The sequence below is a fragment of the Flagellimonas algicida genome (assembly GCF_049629585.1).
Taxonomy (GTDB): domain Bacteria; phylum Bacteroidota; class Bacteroidia; order Flavobacteriales; family Flavobacteriaceae; genus Flagellimonas.
In genome coordinates this window covers 145,090-165,252 of sequence record NZ_JBMYIX010000004.1, presented here as the reverse complement: position 1 = coordinate 165,252, position 20,163 = coordinate 145,090, and the positions used below count along the sequence as shown (strand labels likewise).

At 43.6% G+C, this 20,163-nt stretch carries 17 protein-coding genes and 2 tRNA genes; 13 read left to right on the top strand and 6 right to left on the bottom strand.

Annotated features, from left to right (window positions below; all coding sequences use genetic code 11):
- Positions 1-32 precede the first annotated feature (32 nt).
- Positions 33-530 carry a phosphoribosyltransferase family protein gene (locus ACPD8L_RS17105; protein ID WP_129656189.1) on the top strand — a complete coding sequence of 166 codons (498 nt, stop codon included), beginning with the start codon at positions 33-35 and terminating at the stop codon, positions 528-530.
- Here ACPD8L_RS17105 and ACPD8L_RS17100 read toward each other — a convergent pair.
- The gene (locus ACPD8L_RS17100; protein WP_421808971.1) at positions 522-1,034 is read right to left on the bottom strand and encodes a shikimate kinase; all 513 of its coding nucleotides are present in this window, start codon (positions 1,032-1,034) and stop codon (positions 522-524) included. The genes ACPD8L_RS17105 and ACPD8L_RS17100 overlap by 9 nt on opposite strands.
- A 120-nt stretch (positions 1,035-1,154) precedes the next feature.
- Here ACPD8L_RS17100 and ACPD8L_RS17095 point away from each other — a divergent pair.
- A tRNA-Lys gene (locus ACPD8L_RS17095) sits at positions 1,155-1,227 on the top strand.
- 117 nt (positions 1,228-1,344) lie between these two features.
- On the opposite strand, the gene ACPD8L_RS17090 is transcribed toward ACPD8L_RS17095, so the two are convergent.
- Positions 1,345-2,373 carry an acyl-CoA dehydrogenase family protein gene (locus ACPD8L_RS17090; RefSeq protein ID WP_423944856.1) on the bottom strand — a complete coding sequence of 343 codons (1,029 nt, stop codon included), beginning with the start codon at positions 2,371-2,373 and terminating at the stop codon, positions 1,345-1,347.
- Positions 2,342-2,941: a nicotinamide riboside transporter PnuC gene (gene pnuC / locus ACPD8L_RS17085; protein ID WP_423944854.1), complete on the bottom strand. Its 600-nt coding sequence runs from the start codon at positions 2,939-2,941 to the stop codon at positions 2,342-2,344. The genes ACPD8L_RS17090 and pnuC overlap by 32 nt, the downstream gene beginning before the upstream one ends.
- Positions 2,942-3,257: 316 nt before the next feature.
- On the opposite strand from pnuC, the gene ACPD8L_RS17080 reads away from it, so the two are divergent.
- Positions 3,258-3,866: an LbetaH domain-containing protein gene (locus ACPD8L_RS17080; RefSeq protein ID WP_423944851.1), complete on the top strand. Its 609-nt coding sequence runs from the start codon at positions 3,258-3,260 to the stop codon at positions 3,864-3,866.
- Positions 3,867-3,887: 21 nt separating this feature from the next.
- On the opposite strand, the gene ACPD8L_RS17075 is transcribed toward ACPD8L_RS17080, so the two are convergent.
- Positions 3,888-5,210 carry an amidohydrolase family protein gene (locus ACPD8L_RS17075; RefSeq protein WP_423944848.1) on the bottom strand — a complete coding sequence of 441 codons (1,323 nt, stop codon included), beginning with the start codon at positions 5,208-5,210 and terminating at the stop codon, positions 3,888-3,890.
- A 268-nt stretch (positions 5,211-5,478) separates the two neighbouring features.
- Between ACPD8L_RS17075 and ACPD8L_RS17070 the strand changes: the two genes are divergently transcribed.
- Complete coding sequence (locus ACPD8L_RS17070) at positions 5,479-6,474, top strand: hypothetical protein (protein WP_423944845.1); 996 nt, start codon at positions 5,479-5,481, stop codon at positions 6,472-6,474.
- Between the two features lie 2 nt (positions 6,475-6,476).
- Here the strand turns inward: ACPD8L_RS17070 and ACPD8L_RS17065 are convergent, their stop codons facing one another.
- Positions 6,477-8,540: a TonB-dependent receptor family protein gene (locus ACPD8L_RS17065; protein ID WP_423944842.1), complete on the bottom strand. Its 2,064-nt coding sequence runs from the start codon at positions 8,538-8,540 to the stop codon at positions 6,477-6,479.
- Positions 8,541-8,900: 360 nt separating this feature from the next.
- Between ACPD8L_RS17065 and ACPD8L_RS17060 the strand changes: the two genes are divergently transcribed.
- The 9 genes from ACPD8L_RS17060 to ACPD8L_RS17020 all read left to right on the top strand — a co-directional run bounded on the left by ACPD8L_RS17060 (position 8,901) and on the right by ACPD8L_RS17020 (position 19,606).
- Positions 8,901-9,977: an efflux RND transporter periplasmic adaptor subunit gene (locus ACPD8L_RS17060; protein WP_423944839.1), complete on the top strand. Its 1,077-nt coding sequence runs from the start codon at positions 8,901-8,903 to the stop codon at positions 9,975-9,977.
- Positions 9,974-13,057 carry an efflux RND transporter permease subunit gene (locus tag ACPD8L_RS17055; protein ID WP_423944837.1) on the top strand — a complete coding sequence of 1,028 codons (3,084 nt, stop codon included), beginning with the start codon at positions 9,974-9,976 and terminating at the stop codon, positions 13,055-13,057. Before ACPD8L_RS17060 ends, ACPD8L_RS17055 begins: the two co-directional genes overlap by 4 nt.
- A gap of 1 nt (position 13,058) precedes the next feature.
- Positions 13,059-14,369 (top strand): TolC family protein, encoded by a 1,311-nt coding sequence (locus tag ACPD8L_RS17050; RefSeq protein ID WP_423944887.1) that lies wholly within the window; start codon positions 13,059-13,061, stop codon positions 14,367-14,369.
- 115 nt (positions 14,370-14,484) lie between these two features.
- Positions 14,485-14,571: transfer RNA gene (locus ACPD8L_RS17045), tRNA-Leu, on the top strand.
- A 151-nt stretch (positions 14,572-14,722) separates the two neighbouring features.
- Complete coding sequence (locus ACPD8L_RS17040) at positions 14,723-15,736, top strand: hypothetical protein (protein WP_421808962.1); 1,014 nt, start codon at positions 14,723-14,725, stop codon at positions 15,734-15,736.
- Between the two features lie 197 nt (positions 15,737-15,933).
- Entirely contained in the window at positions 15,934-16,833 is a 900-nt protein-coding gene (locus ACPD8L_RS17035) for a MerR family transcriptional regulator (RefSeq protein ID WP_116219420.1), read from the top strand.
- 8 nt (positions 16,834-16,841) lie between these two features.
- Positions 16,842-18,302: a phytoene desaturase family protein gene (locus ACPD8L_RS17030; protein WP_116219419.1), complete on the top strand. Its 1,461-nt coding sequence runs from the start codon at positions 16,842-16,844 to the stop codon at positions 18,300-18,302.
- Entirely contained in the window at positions 18,299-19,138 is an 840-nt protein-coding gene (locus ACPD8L_RS17025; protein ID WP_423944833.1) for a phytoene/squalene synthase family protein, read from the top strand. Before ACPD8L_RS17030 ends, ACPD8L_RS17025 begins: the two co-directional genes overlap by 4 nt.
- Complete coding sequence (locus tag ACPD8L_RS17020) at positions 19,139-19,606, top strand: sterol desaturase family protein (RefSeq protein WP_116219417.1); 468 nt, start codon at positions 19,139-19,141, stop codon at positions 19,604-19,606.
- Here the strand turns inward: ACPD8L_RS17020 and ACPD8L_RS17015 are convergent.
- Entirely contained in the window at positions 19,593-20,159 is a 567-nt protein-coding gene (locus ACPD8L_RS17015; protein WP_421808958.1) for a TlpA family protein disulfide reductase, read from the bottom strand. The genes ACPD8L_RS17020 and ACPD8L_RS17015 overlap by 14 nt on opposite strands.
- Between the last annotated feature and the right edge of the window lie 4 nt (positions 20,160-20,163).

The window sequence follows — 20,163 nt, the reverse complement described above, 5'->3', positions numbered from 1 at the left end:
TTTTCATATCTTTGAATGAATTAATCCATTTCATGAAAAACCACATTCTTACCCACGATCAGATTCAGCATATCGCTAAACGGATTGCCTACCAAATCTATGAGACCAATGTGGATGAAAAGGAGATTGTAGTGGCAGGCGTAAATGGAGGAGGGAACGATTTTGCCAAAAAGATAGTGACCATCCTTAAAAAAATCACGGAGGCACAGATTGTACTCTGCAAGGTGAGCATGGATAAGAAGAATCCCTTGAAAAGTGGTGTGGAAACCTCAATTCCGGAAGATGACTATAAGAATAAATCCATTGTTTTGGTGGATGATGTCCTCAACTCCGGTACCACCTTGATCTATGGTGTGCACCATTTTTTGAAAACCCCCATTAAACAGTTAAAAACTGCCGTGCTGGTCAATAGGAACCATAAAAAATATCCTATTAAGGCCGATTTTAAGGGAATTTCACTTTCTACCTCCTTGAATGAACACATCAAAGTGGAGTTCAAACCCAAAAACGATATCGTCTACTTAGAGTAGTCCTTTGATTTCGGCAACCACCTCATCCAGGTTCTTCCCATCGCATGCCACAATATGCTTCGCCTGCGCGTAGTACGTCCTCCTTTCAAAAAGGTGTTTTCCAACAAACTCGGGCAAATCGGCATCTTCTATATTCCTCACCAAGGGTCTCTGCTCCTTTTCTTTTTTAAGTCGTTCCACCAAGGCGGGTATGGACAACTGTAGATAAATGGAATGATCCGATTTTTCCAAAATAGTATCCATATTTCCGGAATAACATGGTGTTCCCCCTCCAGTGGACAGTACCAAGTTCTCCTTCCCATCCAGTACTTGGGAAAGCATCTTGTGTTCCAATTTTCTAAAAAAAATCTCTCCGTGCTCCGAAAAAATGGATTTCACAGATTTTTGTTGCTCCCCTTCAATATAATCGTCCAGATCCACAAATTCCATCTGTAAATCCCTGGCCAACAACCTTCCAACGGAGGACTTACCACTTGCCATATACCCCATCAAAACTATTCTCATACATCCGATTTAAATACGATTTCAAAAAAACACAAATTTATCATTAATTCACTTTTGGAAAATAGATTATTGATGTTATATTTGCACCCGCTTAGCGAGACAGCCAAGCATTGAAATTTTGACCTGATAGCTCAGTTGGTAGAGCATCTCCCTTTTAAGGAGAGGGTCCTGGGTTCGAGCCCCAGTCAGGTCACTTCCAAAAAATCCTGTACGTTGAAAGACTTACAGGATTTTGTTTTTTTGGCTCTTTTGCATTTTAAATTTTGGTCCAAAAGACTCATTTCCCTTAAAAATTACGCCATTTTTACCCTTACACCACTTTGGTACTGAAAATATGGTGTTGGGTGGCCGTAAAATAATCTTTGAACACATGGTTCAATTGGTGCCTATTACTGCACCCTCTAATCCCCAACAAAGGGTAGACCTCCATCATGCATTCCGAAATGGTCTTAACCGAAGCTGAAGCTTCACTATGAACTTCACGAATCCAATCTTCCGGGAACCCATCTTCCAAATTGATGTTATCTTCGGTCCGTTTTGCCCAACCACCTATTTTTTCATCTGACCGGGACACAACTTCTTTCAATTTCTCCAACATTTCATTCGGCCCCAATACCATTTCGGCTTCTTCCATATAATGGGCTGCCATACCTACATAATTGACCCAAAGGGTCAAATCGGCAAATATCCCAAAAGGGATTTTAAAGATGTTCTGTGGATGGTACCATTGGTTATAGACAAAGCTATACTTTTCATCTACCCATTTGGAAGATACTTCAAAGGAATGGGTAGCGGTCGCCTTCAACCCCATGGTATTCCAATCCTTAATGACCTTTACATCCTTTCGGTCCAAAACAAAACAACGTACCATGGTCTCACCCGCTTCATTGAGCACATCCTTTCCCTCTTCTTGGATTTTTGCACTCAGGGTAAAATGGGTAAGATAGGGGGCACCCGTGGCATATTTCCAGATTCCGTTAATAATGTATCCGTCCCCTTTTCTCTCGGCTGTGCCAAACACTCCCCCACTACCCCCAAAACAAACGGGTTCTTTTGGGTTGTTGAATAGTTCATCAGCCGTTTCCTTGGGCAAGTTCCCAATAAAGAAATTCGCCCCGGAGCACAGGGTCACGGTCCACCCCAAGCTCCCATCCACTTGGGCCAGATGTCTTAACGTTTTCAATCCATCGGTCAAGCTCAATTCCAATCCACCATACGACTTGGGCACCCATAAGTTCCATAGGTTTTCCTTGGAAATTCCTTCCAAAACCTCTTTGGGGAGTTCTTCCTTTCCAAAGCAGAGCTCCCTAAGCCTTTGCATGTTGTCCTTCAATTTCATCTGCAAGTATTTTTCTCCATTTGATATAACCCGATACGGCCACGATGAACAAAAAGGCCGTTAAACCTGCATAGATGTACAATCCTTTATAGATCAATAGTGGGATGGATATCAGGTTGCTGATGTTCAAGTATATCCAGTTTTCAATCTTTCGTTTGGCCATGAGCCACATTCCGGCCCATGCAAAGGCACAGACCATGGCATCCCAGTACGGAACATCCGAATCGGTATGTTGCCCCAGCCAATAGGCCATCAACACAAAACAGCCCACAACAATTCCCATGGCAATCCCATGCTCATTTTTGGTGGAATACGAAATTGGGGTTTCCTGTTTTTGCTTTCCCATTTTCCAATAGAACCAGCCGTAGATACTCATGACCAGATAGTACAGGTTCAACAAGATATCTGCATACAATTTGGATTGATACAACACCCACATACTGATCAAAATGGCAACGATGCCAAACAGATAGTTATGGATATTGTTCTGACGGGCCAAAAGGACTTGGACCACACCAAAGCCTGTTCCCACCCATTGCAATAAAGTAAGTTGTGAAAGTAATTCCATTTAACCGGGTTATCCATTATCCAAACAAACCATGGGAACCCCTAATGGAACACGCGCAAAGCACGTTTGCCAAAATCCCTACGCCAGCATGATCTGGATCAGGTGCGAAGTGGTCAACTTCCGGGTATAATCTCAGCCCTGTTCTCCAGGACACCCCATGTAGGCTTCAAAGGTATGAAAACCTACATGGACAAATTGGAATTTATACGTTAAATTAGCAAAGACAAGGGTACTGGGCATCTACATTTGGTATACTAAAAATACCTCTCCAGTATCCAAACAAAGAAAATGTCATTTCCTTAAATCTTCAATATTCATGATAGACATTCGGGATTTTATTGCTGATATTCCTTTTTATGACCGTTTAAAAAAATTTACCTCACCCTGGGAGGTCACAACGAACTTAAAAGAAATCATCCTTGATATTTTACCGTTGCTTGGAACAGATTTTGAGATTGAAAACGATGTGGCCATCCATAAATCGTCCATTGTGGAACAAGGGGTCACTTTTAAACATCCCACCATCGTTATGGAAAATTGTCATATAGGGGCCCATGCCTATTTTAGGGAAGGGGTCTTTTTAGATCGGTCGGTAAAAATTGGGCCTTCCACTGAAATCAAGGGTAGCCTCATATTCTCAAACACTGCCATTGCCCATTTAAATTATGTTGGGAACAGCATCATTGGTTCAAATGTGAATTTTGAAGCAGGCTCCATAGCAGCCAACCACTACAATGAAAGAAACGATAAGGAGATTGTATTAAATTTTGAAGGCGAAATCATTCCAACTGGGGTCAAAAAATTTGGGGCTTTGGTGGGTGATAATTCCCGAATAGGTGCCAATGCGGTTTTGTCCCCAGGTACCCTCCTGAAAAAAAATACCATTGTGAAAAGACTGGAGTTAGTGGAACAGCATCCTCTTTAAAATTCCTCAGGTGTAAAATGGTTACTTCTTATCCGACACCTTATTTCCCGCAATCCAAACGGAGGAAATAGTCCTTGTATTGGATATGTCTTCCAACGGGTTTTTGTCCAGAACTATAAAATCTGCCCATTTGCCCTGTTCCAAGGAACCAACGCCTTCCAATTTCATCACCTTGGCCGTATTCGCCGTGGATGCCATGATCACTTCCATGGGCGACATGCCGGCATCTACCATCATTTCCATTTCCAAATGTTCAAAATACCCGGGGAATCGACCTGCAGGTCCACTATCCGTCCCCATGACAATAGTGACTCCCGCATCCGATAGCCGCTTCAGGTTTTTCATGGCCGTGGGCAGCGCTGCCTTATATGCTTGGGCACTGGCACTCTTGGCAATACTTTCCATACGTTCCGGATTACGTAATTCCGCAATGGTGGCAGCATTCACCTCCTTGGTAAAAAAGGGATCGGTAAAATAATCGGGTTCACCCCCAAAGACAAAGGTGGACACTTCCCGCATCAAAGTTGGGGAATAATACACCTTGTTTTCTTTCATCAATGTGATAAATTCCTCATCCACCAGTGTATCCCGAACGCTATGCGCTATGTAATCGGTACCTGCCCGCAATACATTTTTGGCATCTTCCAGATAAAAAATATGCGAGGCCACCCGATACCCCAATTCATGGGAATACTCAATTACCGCTTTATAAATGTCTTCGGTCATTTTTGGTGAGGTGCCGAGGACATCATCTACCCGTATCTTCATAAAATCCACTTTGAGCGAATCGTTATGATCAATGATTTCCCTGACATCTCCCTTGGTGTCCCCAGAGATAACCTCTCCTGCTATAAAAAGTCTGGACCTATTCAAGGTCGGCACGTTTTGCTTGTTCCGAAGTTCTGCCGAAATCTCTGTTCCGTCCCCTAGGGAAACCAAGGTGGTAATCCCATACCTTGCATAGGTATTTAGATGTTTCACCACATTTTCTCCGCTATACCCCGTCTGCAGGCCATTGGCCAAACCCACATGGCAATGGGCATCAATAATCCCAGGTATTATGGTCTTTCCGTTCACCTCCACAATTGAAGCTCCTGCGGGAACTGTAATGGACTCCTTTGTTCCTATTCCTATAATTTTACCCTGCTCCACCAAAAGAACACCTCCCTTGATGGTTTCGGCTCCCGTTCCATCAATGATGTTTGCCCCAACAAATGCAGTCACTTCGGTCTTATCCCCTGCGGAATTATTTTGCCTACACCCCAATAAACAAATGGTGGTGACAAGGATGATTATCGTAAACCTATACAGATTTTTTGAAAGGGCTTTACTTTTTGGGTTCATGCTGTTCTGGGAATATTTTGGCCTTGCCATTGTTGCAAACACCTATTAAAACTGAAAAATACAACATGTACATCGTAAAATCCATTGCTTTTTTGTTATAAATCGAGAAAAGAACATTCCTCTTATGGCGATACCGTCCTAAAAAAGGTTTGGTTGATTTTTGGAACAAAAGTCCCAGAAAACGAATCATCCGTAACAACCCAATGCCAACGCATCAAAATTGTTTTGCTTTTACCTTATTTTAGAGTTCAAACCCACATTCCATCAAATGAAAAATAGCAAACGAATTGTATGCTTCCTTGGATTGCTCACCACCTTCGGATGGGCCCAACAACAAGTACCCCAAGTAGAAATAAGCAATGGTGATGTCTCCGCAACCCTATATCTCCCAGATAAGGACAAGGGGTATTACCGCGCCTCCCGATTCGACTGGGCGGGAATCATTCCCAAGTTGGAATACAAGGACCACACCTATTTTGGCAAATGGTTCCAGGGTTATGACCCCTTATCGCACGATGCCATTATGGGACCAGTAGAAGATTTTAAGGCAGTAGGTTTTGAAAAAGCCACTACGGGTGAAGCATTTTTGAAGATCGGGGTAGGTCTGCTCAAAAAGGATGACGGGGACAAGCACTCATTTTCCAAGACCTATGATATTATCGATCATGGCAAAAGAAAAGTAAAGGTGCGATCCAATGCCGTTACGTTCCGTCATGAGATAACCTCTGACAGCTATTCGTATAGCTATGAAAAAAAGGTGAAACTGACCAAAGGAAAGCCTCAGCTGGTACTGCAACATCGATTTAAAAACACAGGAAAACTGCCTATTGAGAGTTTGGTGAACAACCATAATTTTTTTGTGATAGACAATCTTTCCATTGGCCCAGGCTATTCCGTAACTTTTCCGTTTACCCTAACCGATAAGGATGGTGTGCCTTATGCTTCTTCACCAGAGGAGACCGGTCTAGGGGATTATGCCAAAATCGAGGACAACAAAGTAGTGTTCACCAAAGCACTTGTTGATGACTTTGCACAGATTCGTCCGGCTTTTGGTTTTGACCCCAATGACCCAAAGGATTATGACATCAGACTGGAAAACCACGACGCTGGAATCGGGGTGCGAATCACCTGTGATCAACCCATATCGTCCTTAGCCGTTTGGTCGGCACCACAAACTATTTGCCCCCAACCATACATTAATGTAAAAGCGGACCCCGGCGAGGTATTCACCTGGACCATTACCTATACATTTTATGCCCTCTAGGGTTAAAATAGATAGGTAACCCCTATTTTACCGTAGTAATTCCTACCATTGGCAGGATAGTAATAGCGGGGCAGGTTTCCACCAAAACCCACTGCATTGATCAATACAGACCCAGCGTAATTGGTATCAAATACATTGTTTACCCCTGCATTTAAGCCCAATTTGAAATTCTTGCCCATGGGAACGGCATATTTGGAAGAAAGACTGAACACATTATAGGACTCACTGGACAAGCTATTGGCATCCGTTAGTGGAATATCATCCACGTACTGATGCGATATGTTAAGGGAAACCCCACTATCATGAACCATATCCAACCCGGAGCTGAGCCTATGTTTTGGCACGCCTGTCAATGGGTTTCCACTGTAATCGTTATCGCCATCAACAAAATCAATAAAACTGTGATCGTTCAGCGTGTAGCTCAAATAAGGGGTTAACAAAAATGTATTGGTGACCGAAATGGCATACCTCGCATCCAACTCCAAGCCTTGGTGACGGGTCTTACCCGCATTCTTCCCTATATATTGGTCTTCTCCCACCCGTTGGGCCACTAAAAGATCCTTGATCCGCATGGTATAGAGGTTGGCCGAAAGTTGCAAGGCGTCGTTGAACAGTCCAAATTGACCTCCAAGCTCATAGCTTATCCCCTTTTCTTGGGCAATATCAGGATTGATAACCCCTTCGGGCGTCAAGGTTTCCTCCAATCCAGGATTGGAAAATCCCCTGCTCACATTGGCATATACAAACCCTTGGTCCAATTTGTACTGAAGTTCCAAGCTTGGTGATAGGATAGCATCAAAATCACGATCGGCCGATGTATTGGCCTCCCCACTGTTGAACAGATCCCTAAAATCGTATTTGGTCTTATTGAGGTTCAATCCAACCTGCGCCGTCAAATTCTTGTCCAAGGGAAGTTCAAAAGTCCCAAAAAGATTCAACTGCCTTCTAAACTCCGTATTGTTGCTCAGCCTATCTCCCTGAACACTTCCAACACCCTCATTGTCCCGGAACAGATTCTCAAAAGTGCCCCAGTGGTATTCATCATTATAAATTTCGGTTCCCAAGGTAAAATGGCCGGAGAGGAACTTTCCATCAAAGACCGACCTGAGGCCAAATCCGTTGGTAAACTCATCCAAGATATTGAACGGGCGGGGTTCATAGTGATCCAAATAGGTGTAAAAAAGGCTTGTCCTGTTCCTTAGACCCGGATTGAATTCATAGGTATGCGTAACCCCGGTCAAGGTATATTTGTTGGCCTCAAAACCTTGTGCCGCCAACCAGTTGCCATCTGCATTGGTGGGGTTTTCTTCAAAATCGGTTTGGTTGATGGAACTGGGGATTCCAGCCGTGTAATCTATATAATTGAGCATAAAATCCAACTTGCTCTTGCCTCCCAACACTACGGATGAAGTAAGTAAAATGCCATCCCTTTCAAACTGGTTGTTCTGTCGATACCCCTCCGTTTTCAAATGATTATAGCTGAGACTCAAGTTGAAGTTTTTTTCGGAATGCCGAAACGCCAGATTGTTCTTGAACATCTCATACGAACCCACAGTTAGGGAATTCGTCAAAAATGTCTTGCCCACCTCCGGAGCTTTGGTATTGAGAATGATCGCTCCTCCCAAATTGGTCCCAAAAGTGGACCCCTTGGGGCCTTTTATGATTTCAACTGCCCCAACATTTTCCAAGTCATAGGCCTCAATGGTTGAAAAACCCGTTCCGTTGGTGACCGGGATATTGTTAAAGTATAAACGAAGCTTATCCGTACCATAAGGTGTACGCGCTCCTACCCCCCGTATGGTAATCCTGTTGGTATTCAATGCTCCCGAGAGCAGGTACACTCCAGAAACTTGATTGATGGAAGAGGCAATGTCCAACGGACCAAACTTTTCTATTTCCTTTATCCCAATGGAACTGGACGGGGTTATGCCCACAGCCCTTTTCTCTATTCCTTGCTCTATAAGCACCACCTCCTGTAAAGTGTTTAAGGAATCTTGTGGTACATCTTGAGCAAAAACAAAGGTTAGGGAAATTGCATAAAAAGCTAGGGCGAGGGAGGTCTTCATTTCGGTTTTACCGTTACATTATAAAATAGGATGTGCAAAATTATGAACTTTTCAGGGCATTTATTTCTTTTGGAAAAAAAATAACATTTTCCCCATTTTTTGATGGAACAGGTCCAAAACCCCCATTCCATGGGGATTTGAAAGGAAATCAAGGGTATCCAAAGCATTCTCGACACCTATCCTCAAATAGGGGATTTTTACGGTTAAGGGGTGGGTTTCCGTCGTTGGCCCGAGGTATTAAGACGTTTACAGAAAAATAGGACATTTAACTTTTTACCTTTCTACAGATTAGGCCATTAGGGCTATCTTTGGACAAGCCCGATCATGGGCTTTTGTGGTATTTGCCATACATCGATATTCATGAAGACGAAACATATTGTTTATGCCCTTTTTGTTGTTGGATTGGGCGCCCTCATAGCCTACAGAATCAAGTCCAACAACAGTGTCCAAAAATCAGCTCCAAGTGGTCCCGCAATCACTACGGTGAAAGGAATGGTTTTAAGACCCAAGACCTTTAAAGATAATATATCGCTTTCCGGTACTTTGGAAGCCAATGAACAGATAGACCTACGCAGTGAAATTTCCGGCGTGGTGGAAAGTATCAACTTCAAGGAGGGAAGCAAGGTATCCCAAGGACAGGTACTGTTCAAGGTAAATGACATTGAACTTCAAGCCCAGCTTTCCAAAGCGCAAACCGCAAAGAAACTGGCCTCTGAAAACGAAAGAAGAGCCAAACTGCTCTTGGAGAAACAGGCCATAAGCCAAGAGGAATACGACATCGCCAGTGCAGACTTCCAATCGGCCAATGCCGAATCGGAACTCATTGCCGCACAGTTATCAAAAACCACGGTAAGAGCACCTTTTTCAGGAACCATCGGATTACGTTCCATATCTAAAGGGACCTATGTAACGCCATCGACCACTATAGCCAAATTGGTGAATACGGACGAGTTGAAGATCACATTTTCCATTCCCGAAAAATATGCTTCCCAAGTAAGCGTGGGCACAGTACTTTCCTTTACCACATCGGATTCCAGGGAAGAATACAACGCTACCATATACGCCATTGACCCAGAGGTGGACATTGCCACCAGAACCCTTAGAATGCGGGCAAAAATGGACAACAGGAACAGGAAACTTTACCCAGGGGCCTATGCCAATGTAAGCCTTCCCTTGGAGACTTTGGACGATGCCTTGTTGGTGCCATCAGAATCCTTGATTCCCGTACAGAACGGAAAGAAGATTTTTGTGCTTAAAGACGGAAAAGCCAAGGAAATTGATGTGGAGACCGGTTCGCGTACCGGAAAAGCGGTACAGGTGCTTTCCAATCTCCATCCCGGGGACACCGTTTTGACCTATGGGGTAATGGCCTTGAAGGACGGAGCTCCCGTAGAGGTTGTTTTAGAAGAGTTTGAACCCTTGACCGCGGCGCAATGAACCTTTCCACGATAAGCATCAAACGGCCCATCCTGACCATTGTGATGAACATTTCCATCATTCTGTTCGGAATCATTGGCTATACATTTTTGGGGGTTCGGGAATTTCCATCCATAGACCCTGCCATGGTATCGGTACGGACCAGTTATTCAGGGGCCAATGCGGACATCATTGAATCACAGATCACGGAGCCTTTGGAAAAGGCCATCAATTCCATTGATGGGATACGGAACATCACCTCATCCAGTGTGCAAGGTTCCAGTTCCATCAGTATTGAGTTTGATTTGGACAAAAATCTGGAAGATGCCGCCAATGATGTGCGGGACAAGGTTTCCCAAGCAGTCCGAAGCCTTCCCGAAGACTTGGACGCGCCACCCGTGGTATCCAAGGCCGATGCCGATGCACAACGCATCATTTCCATGACGGTACAGAGTGACAACAAGAACATTCTGGAACTTTCCGATTATGCCGAAAATGTCCTTGCCCAGCGTATAGAGACCATTCCAGGGGTAAGTAGCGTACAGATCTGGGGACAACGCCGCTATGCCATGCGCTTGTGGATAGACCCCTTAAAACTGGCCTCCTATGGCCTTACCGTGGCCGATGTAAGAAGTGCCCTATTGGCCCAAAACTTGGAACTCCCCTCGGGAAAACTTACTGGTAAAAACACGGAGTTGACCGTTAAGACCTTGGGGAATCTCAATACCGAAGAAGAATTCAACAATATCATCATCCTTGCCGATGGCGAAAAACTGGTACAGCTCAAGGATATTGGAAAAGCAAGTCTGGAAGGGGAAAACATGGAGACCAAAATGAGCGATTCAGGGCAGCCCATGGTAGCCATTGCCGTGGTGCCGCAACCCGGGACCAACTATCTTGAAATCGCCGATGCCTTTTATGAGGAGTACGAAAGACTGAAAAAGGACCTTCCCAAGGATTTTAAGCTGAACGTGGTCATAGACGATACCGTATTTGTCAGAAGAGCGGTAACCGAAGTGGCCGAGACGATTTTGATATCCATTGTCCTGGTTATCCTGGTCATTTATCTATTCTTTAGGAACTGGTCCATGGCACTTCGGCCTTTATTGGACATTCCCGTTTCGCTGATCGCCACGTTCTTTTTTATGTGGCTGTTCGGTTTTTCCGTAAACGTTTTGACGCTTTTGGCCATTGTGCTTGCCACCGGACTTGTGGTGGATGATGGTATTGTGGTCACCGAGAACATCTATAAAAAAGTGGAGGAAGGAATGAATCCCATTGAGGCGGCGATAAAGGGTTCCAAAGAAATCTTTTTTGCGGTCATCTCCATATCCATTACCCTGGCCGCGGTGTTTTTGCCGGTAATCTTTTTGGAAGGATTTGTGGGACGGCTCTTCCGGGAATTCGGGGTGGTCCTTGGTGCTGCGGTATTGGTATCGGCCTTTGTGTCCTTGACCCTAACTCCCATGTTGAATGCCTATTTGACCAAGCCCGGAAAACAAAGTAGGTCACGGTTCTATCAGGTCACGGAAAAATATTTTGTGGCGATGAACAAATCCTATGCGGAGCTATTGGGCCAATTCATGAAGCGAAAATGGCTCAGTTTCCCCATATTGTTTGGCTGTATTGGACTCATTGTACTGTTCTATTCGCTTTTGCAGAAGGAGACCGCACCTTATGACGATCGTAATTTTGTTCGACTCAGTGTAAGCGCCCCTGAAGGGTCGTCCTACGAATATATGGACCAATTGATGACGGGTATCACCGAGCTCATCAACGATTCCATTCCAGAAAAGAAAGTAAGTTTGGTACTGACCTCCCCTGGTTTCGGTACCTCTTCTGTAAATAGTGGTCGTGCCAACGTTGCCCTTGTGGACCCCAGTGAACGGGAACGTTCCCAAAAAGAGATTGCGGATGATCTTGGCCAATGGGCCAAAGTCTTTGTTGGAGGTAAAACCAATGTTTCCGAACGCCCCACCATTTCGGTGAACCGGCGCGGTGGACCACCCATTCAATTTATCATCCAGGCGAAAAACTTTGAAAAACTTGAAGAGAAAATCCCTGAGTTCATGGCCGAGGTTGAAAAAGACCCAACCTTTTCTTTTTCGGATGTCAATCTAAAATTCAACAAACCGGAGCTATACGTATCCATAGATCGTGAAAAAGCGGAAAGCTTGGGGGTATCTGTACGCGATGTGGCCCAAACCCTCCAGTTGTCCTTGAGTGGACAACGGTTCGGATACTTCCTCATGAACGGAAAACAATATCAGGTCATAGGTCAGTTTGACAAATTGGATCGTGATGAGCCTATGGACCTCACCTCCATTTTTGTAAAAAGTAAAGATGGTCTTTTGATCCAACTGGACAATTTGGTTACCACGGAAGAGCACAGTAGTCCACCTCAATTGTTTCATAACAACCGATATATGTCGGCCACGGTTTCCGCCAGTTTGGCCCCAGGTATGAGTATTGGCGATGGCATTGATGCCATGAATACCATCAAGGACCGTGTATTGGACGAAACGTTCACCACCGACCTTGGTGGAGAGTCCCGTGATTTTGTGGAAAGTAGTTCCAATACCATTTTTGCCTTTGGTTTGGCCTTTTTATTGATTTTCTTGATTTTGGCAGCACAGTTTGAAAGCTTTATCGACCCATTTATCATTATCCTAACCGTACCCATGGCCGTGGCGGGAGCCATGTTCTCCCTCTGGTTATTTGGGGAAACGTGGAACATTTTCAGCCAGATTGGAACCATTATGCTCATCGGACTGGTGACCAAGAACGGGATTCTTATTGTGGAGTTTGCCAATCAGTTGCAGGAAGAAGAGGAACTGTCCAAAATGCAGGCCATCATGAGAGCTTCGGAATCGCGTTTGCGTCCCATCCTTATGACGAGTCTTACCATTGCGTTGGGAGCTTTGCCCATTGCCCTTTCATTGGGTGCGGCATCGGCCAGTAGAACAGGTATGGGGGTCGTAATCATTGGTGGGACTCTATTTTCCTTGGTCCTCACCTTATTTGTGATTCCGGCTTTGTATCTCATGTGGTCCAAGAAAAAGGTCGTTCGACCAGAATTCAAAATTCTTGAAGCATCATAATATGGGGATTCGTCTAAAATTTTATGTCCTTTTATTTGGATTGGGTGTTTGTTTTGTAGGGACGGCACAAGAGCTTCTTACCGTGGATGAAGCGGTGAAAATCGCTTTGGAAAACAACTATCAGGTTAAAATGGCCCGAAACGACCTGAGGATGGACGAACTTTCGGTCAGTCCTGGACAAGCGGGAATGCTTCCCCAAGTAGATGCCAATATCTCCGACAACAATAGCAGACAAAATTTGTCCCAAGTCCGATCGGATGGCACCGAGGTGGAACTAGACAATGCCAAAAACAGGAACCTCAACTATGGAGTGGCCTTGGAATGGACCATCTTTGATGGGTTCCGCATGTTTGCCAACCATGAACAGCTCAAAGAAACCCAAAAATTAGGGGAAGCCGAGCTAAAACAGGTCATCCTCACCAAAGTTGGCGAAGTACTGGTCACCTATTACGATTTGGTACAACAGCAACAGCAATTGTCCGCTTTGGACAGCACCTTGATCATATCCGAACAACGGGTGGAACTGGCCCAAAACCGCTTTACCATCGGAAAAGCCTCAAAATTGGAGGTGCTCAATGCGCAAGTGGACCTGAATACCGACCAGACCCAAATACAACGTCAGCAGGAGTTGTACAAGAATACCAAGATTCAATTGAACGAGCAATTGGCACGGGATTTAAAAATTGATTTTCAGGTCGCTCCCGAAATTTTTGTGGACCAAGCCTTGATCTTGGAAGAACTGGAAAACAGGGTTGCCGCCGAAAACCCCCAATTGCAAGCCGAAATCATCAACAAAAGAATCAGCGAACTGCAACTGAAACAGATAAAAGCATCACGGTATCCTTCGGTTTTTGTGTCCACGGGATACAATTTTGGCCATACGGAATCCAGTTTGGGGTTTACCACCAGCTCAGATTCCAGAGGCTTTAACTATGGGTTTGGGGCCACCTTGAACCTTTTTGATGGTTTTAACCAAAACCGTAATGAAAAACTGGGTAAGATGGCCGTGGAAAATGCGGAGATTGCCATCGCCCAACAAAAACAATCGCTCATTGCCATGGTAGGCACCACCTATCAAACTTACCTGACCAACATTAGCCTTATTGAATTGGAGGAAAAAAATGAAAGCATTGCCAAGGAGAACTTGGATATCACGGTTGAAAAATATCGGATAGGTATTATCCCCACCATTGAATTCAGAACGGCACAATTGAACTACATCAATGCCCGAGTACGGCACAGCAATGCCAAGTTCCAGGCCAAAGTATCCGAAATCATCCTAAAACAACTGGCCGGAAATCTGGACCTATAGCATTAAGACATATTTTCTAAACGATAATGCAGTTTGTAGCGATGAGGTTTTTACAAAAGAAGTATATTTGTGCCCCTCAACGATTCCCCGTTACAATCGTTGAACATAAAAGCCTGCCCACGTGGTGGAATTGGTAGACACGCTACCTTGAGGGGGTAGTGTTCGTAAGGACGTGCTGGTTCGACTCCAGTCGTGGGCACCAAAATCCCCAACAACAGTATGTTGTTGGGGATTTGTTTTTATAACCCGAACTCCCATGTATTTTCTACTGTATTCCATTCATTTCCCATCCATTCTACTTACCTTGTATATCATGGATAGAACCATGACCACAACTATATAAAAGACTGGAAATGAATCGATCTTTACATTTTCAAAAAGGACTGATTATCTTTGGAACACCCTTATGTATTATTGGGTTGATGGTATTCTTGGCCCAATCGTCCGCCTTTATACTCCATCCTGATAGCATGGCCATAGGGATAACACTGGATTTGGTATTGACCGCTCCTCTGGTTTATTTTTTACTCATTAGAAAAACAACTATCCCCAAAACCACCATTGTTCCTTTTTTCATATTCGGAATTATAGTTTGTTCCCTTATTCTCCCCCTTGAAAATCAGTACTACCTTGGCCTAGTTAAAACTTGGGCACTCCCAGTGGTAGAAATTTTGGTGTTGTTCTACATAGGTTATCATATTAGAAATGCCATCCAACAGTTTAAACTGGATAGAAAAGAATCCTTTGACTTTTTTACCACATTAAAGAGCACCTGCCAAAAAATACTTCCAAAAATGGTGGTAATGCCAGTTGTAATGGAAATGGCAGTTTTTTACTATGGATTTGTATATTGGAGGAAAAGGGCACTAAAGAAGAATGAATTCTCACATTATAAAGAGAGTGGTAGTATAGCCCTGTTCATTGCCATTATATGTATTGTTTCCATTGAGACGGTTGTCCTTCATATGCTGCTGGCCAAATGGAATACCATTGCAGCCTATACAGTAACTTTTTTAAGTATTTATTCCGGTATTCAGATTTTTGGATTTTTAAAATCCATGCTTAAAAGACCCAGCTCTATTGAGGGAAATCGTTTGTTTCTTCGCTATGGTATCATGGCGGAAACGGTCATTGACCTTGAAGACATCGATGCTATTGAAATTACCTCTAAGGACATTGTATTGGACAAAGAAACCCGGAAATTATCGGTTCTGGGAGAACTGGAAAGTCATAATCTTATTATCCGATTGAAAAAGGAGAACGAATTGATAGGGCTTTATGGCCAAAAAAAGAAGTATCGAAATTTAGCTTTGTCCGTCGATAACACAGCAGAGTTTAAAAAACAGGTACAACTTATCCCTCAATAATACATCGATTTTATTGGACTATAATTAGGGATATAGGATATTGGTTTGGCTTTATCGAACCACATTATCCACCATCCAAACTTCTTCTCTTTTTCCAAAAACTCCATCTTATTCATATTTCTTTCCTAAATTTTACGATAAAAAAGTAGGTCATCTCGGTCAAAATTGTAAATTTGTTTAATGTTTTTTAATAAAAGATGAACAACGTAAAGAAATCTTTCAGCATCCGCGACATGGAAAACCTTTCGGGAATAAAGGCCCATACCATCCGCATTTGGGAAAAAAGATATAAACTGTTCTCTCCTGAGCGTACCGATACCAATATCAGGACTTATGATATTGTAAACCTGCAGAAGTTGCTAAATGTAACCTTACTCTATAATCACGGGTATAAAATCTCCAAGATTGCCAAACTGGATGAATCACAGATTCCGGATTTAGTGAGGGACATCACTTTAAAGGACAGAGACAAAGACCATGTGATCAACCATCTAAAAATGGCCATGCTCAATTTTGATCAAGCCCTCTTTTTAAAGACGTATGACACCCTGCTGTCCACTAAAACGTTCAGTGAAATATTCAATGAGGTCTTTATCCCATTCCTAAACGAATTGGGACTTCTGTGGCAGACGGACACTATTAGTCCGGCCCACGAACATTTTATCAGCAACCTCATAAAACAAAAAATATACAGTAATACCGAAACGCTTCAGATTGAGAAACCCTCGAGGGACGATCAGGTCTTTGCGCTTTTTCTTCCTGAAAATGAAATCCATGAACTCGGTCTGTTGTACATCAACTACGAAATTGTCAATAGGGGGTACAAATCCATTTATTTGGGACAGAGCATGCCAATAGAGAGTTTGGTGGACCTTGCGAAGTATTACCACAAAATTGACTTTATCTCTTATTTTACGGTAGCTCCGACCAAGAGCGATTTGGATGCCTATTTTTCCAGATTCTCGGAAGTAATGGATCTCCCAGAAGGTTCAAGGCTCTATGTTTTGGGACATCAGGTCCAAGAACTAACGGAGGACGACCTCCCCAATTACATAAAATCCTTTGGTTCCATACAACAGCTGTTGGAATCCATATAAAGCATCCCATGAAAAAAGCCATTGTCATAGGTTCCGGTTTTTCGTCCCTCTCCGCTGCATGCTATTTGGCAAAAGCGGGTCTGGAAGTGGAAGTCTTTGAAAAAAACGATACCGTTGGCGGTAGGGCAAGACAGATGATAAAGGAGGGGTTTACTTTTGACATTGGTCCCAGCTGGTATTGGATGCCGGATATTTTTGAGAAATTCTTTGCCGATTTTGGTAAGAAAACCACAGATTACTACCAATTGGACCGGTTGGACCCTGCCTACAAGGTGTTTTTCAAGGACGACACCTTGACCATTGGGGATACCATGGAGAAAATATGTCAGGAGTTTGAACGAATAGAACAAGGTAGCAGTGAACATCTGAGACATTTTATTTCACAGGCACAGGAAAACTACCAAATTGCCATTAACAAAGTAGTGCTTCGGCCCGGGCTTTCACCACTGGAGCTGGTGACCAAGGAAACCGTGCTCAGGGTAGACCAGTTCTTTAAGAGCATCAGTCAAGAGGTTCGCAAACGATTTAAAAATCCTAAGTTGATCTCCACCTTGGAATTCCCTGTACTCTTTTTGGGGGCCAAGCCGAGTAAGACACCATCGTTCTATAATTTCATGAATTTTGCAGATTTCGGTCTGGGCACCTGGCATCCCAAGGGTGGCATGTACGAAATTATCAAGGCCATGAAAAGTTTGGCCGAGGAATTGGGGGTTACCATACATACCAATAGCCCCGTGTCCAAAATTTTGGTATCGGACAAAGAAGTCATTGGCATACGTTGCAAGGGCCACAACCATCTTGCAGATTATGTGGTCAGTGGCGCAGACTACCATCATTCCGAAACCTTGTTGGACCAAAAACACCGACAATATTCAGAGGAGTACTGGGAAAATAAGACCTACGCCCCTTCTTCCCTACTCTTTTATATTGGTTTTCGGAAAAAGTTGGAGCATGTAGAGCACCACAATCTCTTTTTCGATACGGATTTTGAAAAACATGCCCAAGAAATTTACGATACGCCCCAGTGGCCCAGTGAACCTTTGTTCTATGCCAACTTCCCTTCGGCCACCGATGCCTCCATGGCCCCAAATGGCTGTGAGACGGGATTCTTTCTGGTACCCATTGCCCCAGGATTGGAAGATACCCCTGAACTAAGGGAGCAATATTTTGATATTGTGATGGATAGGTTCGAAAAGCGAACCCAACAAAATGTAAAAAATTCGATTATATTTAAGGAAAGTTTCTGTGTAAACGATTTTGTGGAGCAGTACAATTCCTATAAAGGAAATGCATATGGTTTGGCCAATACCCTACGGCAAACTGCATTTTTAAGACCTAACCTCAAAAGTAGCAGGGTAAAAAATTTATTTTTTACCGGTCAGCTTACCGTACCGGGACCAGGAGTGCCCCCTTCCCTGATCTCAGGAAAATTGGTATCTGATCTAATCATTAAAAACGTAGTAAAATGAAATCTATTTTTGACGATGTCTCTTACCACTGTAGCAAGATTGTGACCCAATCCTACAGCACTTCATTTTCCTTGGCCACTAAAATGTTGGCCCCATCCATTCGTGCGGATATCTATAATATTTATGGGTTTGTGCGCTTTGCGGATGAAATTGTGGATACCTTTCATGATTACGACAAGGAAGAGCTTTTTGCCAATTTTGAAAAGGACATGGAACATGCCATTGCCCATAAGATAAGCCTGAACCCTATCCTCAATGCCTTTCAACATACCTATCATAAATATGAAATCCCGCATCATTTGGTGGAATCGTTCATGAACAGTATGCGGATGGACCTGACCAAGAAAACCTATGTTTCCTTTGATGAATATCGCGAATACATCTATGGTTCAGCGGATGTTGTAGGACTGATGTGTCTCTGTGTTTTTGTACATGGCGACAAGGAAAAATATGAGGAACTCAAGGAATCGGCCATGGCGCTGGGTTCCGCTTTCCAGAAAATCAACTTTTTACGGGACTTAAAAGCGGATTTCGAAGATTTGGACCGGACCTATTTTCCCAACACCAATCTGCTGGAACTGGACGAAGTTTCCAAGAAAAGAATCATCAACGAGATCAAGGCCGATCTGGCCGTGGGATACTCGGGTATCATTAAATTACCGGAGCAGGCCAAGTTTGGGGTATATACCGCATATCGGTACTATAAAAAATTGTTGCAAAAACTACATGGAACACCTTCCCTTGAGATCAAGAACACTCGGATTAGAGTGCCCAATTATCAAAAATTCGGACTTTTGGCCCACTCCTACCTCAACTATAAACTTCAACTGGTATAAATGAAAATAGCGCTCTGGATATTCCTTTTTTTGGCCACCTTCTGTTTTATGGAATTCATGGCTTGGTTTACCCATAAATATGTGATGCACGGTTTTTTGTGGTCCCTCCACCGAGACCATCATAAAAAAGACCATGACTCTTGGTTTGAGCGGAATGACGCCTTTTTTATTTTTTATGCGGTGGTAAGCATGACGTTGTTCTTTCTGGGCAACTACACTTCATTTTGGTATGGATGGCCCTTGGGCTTCGGAATCCTGGCCTATGGCATAGCTTATTTTTTGGTGCACGATATTTTTATCCACCAGCGGTTCAAATTGTTCCGAAATGCCAATAATTGGTATGCCAAGGGGGTAAGACGGGCCCATAAAATGCATCACAAACACTTGGGGAAGGAAGATGGGGAATGTTTTGGAATGTTGTTAGTGCCCTTTAAATATTTCAAAAACCAACAAACTACTCCAAAATAAGGCGGTCCAGCAATTCCCTTGTATTTTGGGAGTTCCAATCGGCCGCTCCTTTTTCATCGACCACAATCTTTCCCGACTTACTGATAATATATGTAGCTGGGATGCTTTTGGAAACCAATTCCGTGGGTGTGGACGTGGCTTGAAAATAGACCGGTAGCTTATACCCCTTCCTATTCAAGAACTGCTTCACCTTATCTGTATCGTCATTCGCCACAAAGGCAAATACCACCTTATCCTTATAATCCCCATAGAGGTCCACAAAGCTGGGCAATTCCGCTACACAAGGTGGGCACCATGTGGCCCAGATATTCACCACGACCACTTGGTCTTTAAAAGAATCAAAATTGATGCGTTGGCCCTTAACATCCATAAGCCCCCAACGATAGTTCGTCAAGGTCTTTTGCTCATCCATGTCCACTTCATCGGCACTCATCACAAACACCTTAATCTTGTTTACGAGCACCCGGGCATGAAACCCAATCGGGGTAAAAAGAATCAAGACAATGGCCAACAACCATATTCCGTTACCGATCTGTTCTTTGGAAAATTTCATTCTG

Bases quoted from the DNA above. Each gene is read 5' to 3' on its own strand.
- ACPD8L_RS17030 (WP_116219419.1), top strand. From the start codon at position 16,842: ATGAAAAAAGCCATTGTCATAGGTTCCGGTTTTTCGTCCCTCTCCGCT.
- ACPD8L_RS17020 (WP_116219417.1), top strand. From the start codon at position 19,139: ATGAAAATAGCGCTCTGGATATTCCTTTTTTTGGCCACCTTCTGTTTT.
- ACPD8L_RS17090 (WP_423944856.1), bottom strand. From the start codon at position 2,373: ATGAAATTGAAGGACAACATGCAAAGGCTTAGGGAGCTCTGCTTTGGA.
- ACPD8L_RS17100 (WP_421808971.1), bottom strand. From the start codon at position 1,034: ATGAGAATAGTTTTGATGGGGTATATGGCAAGTGGTAAGTCCTCCGTT.
- ACPD8L_RS17060 (WP_423944839.1), top strand. From the start codon at position 8,901: ATGAAGACGAAACATATTGTTTATGCCCTTTTTGTTGTTGGATTGGGC.
- ACPD8L_RS17050 (WP_423944887.1), top strand. From the start codon at position 13,059: ATGGGGATTCGTCTAAAATTTTATGTCCTTTTATTTGGATTGGGTGTT.
- ACPD8L_RS17055 (WP_423944837.1), top strand. From the start codon at position 9,974: ATGAACCTTTCCACGATAAGCATCAAACGGCCCATCCTGACCATTGTG.
- ACPD8L_RS17080 (WP_423944851.1), top strand. From the start codon at position 3,258: ATGATAGACATTCGGGATTTTATTGCTGATATTCCTTTTTATGACCGT.
- ACPD8L_RS17035 (WP_116219420.1), top strand. From the start codon at position 15,934: ATGAACAACGTAAAGAAATCTTTCAGCATCCGCGACATGGAAAACCTT.
- ACPD8L_RS17070 (WP_423944845.1), top strand. From the start codon at position 5,479: ATGAAAAATAGCAAACGAATTGTATGCTTCCTTGGATTGCTCACCACC.
- ACPD8L_RS17025 (WP_423944833.1), top strand. From the start codon at position 18,299: ATGAAATCTATTTTTGACGATGTCTCTTACCACTGTAGCAAGATTGTG.
- ACPD8L_RS17040 (WP_421808962.1), top strand. From the start codon at position 14,723: ATGAATCGATCTTTACATTTTCAAAAAGGACTGATTATCTTTGGAACA.
- ACPD8L_RS17105 (WP_129656189.1), top strand. From the start codon at position 33: ATGAAAAACCACATTCTTACCCACGATCAGATTCAGCATATCGCTAAA.
- pnuC (WP_423944854.1), bottom strand. From the start codon at position 2,941: ATGGAATTACTTTCACAACTTACTTTATTGCAATGGGTGGGAACAGGC.
- ACPD8L_RS17065 (WP_423944842.1), bottom strand. From the start codon at position 8,540: ATGAAGACCTCCCTCGCCCTAGCTTTTTATGCAATTTCCCTAACCTTT.
- ACPD8L_RS17015 (WP_421808958.1), bottom strand. From the start codon at position 20,159: ATGAAATTTTCCAAAGAACAGATCGGTAACGGAATATGGTTGTTGGCC.
- ACPD8L_RS17075 (WP_423944848.1), bottom strand. From the start codon at position 5,210: ATGAACCCAAAAAGTAAAGCCCTTTCAAAAAATCTGTATAGGTTTACG.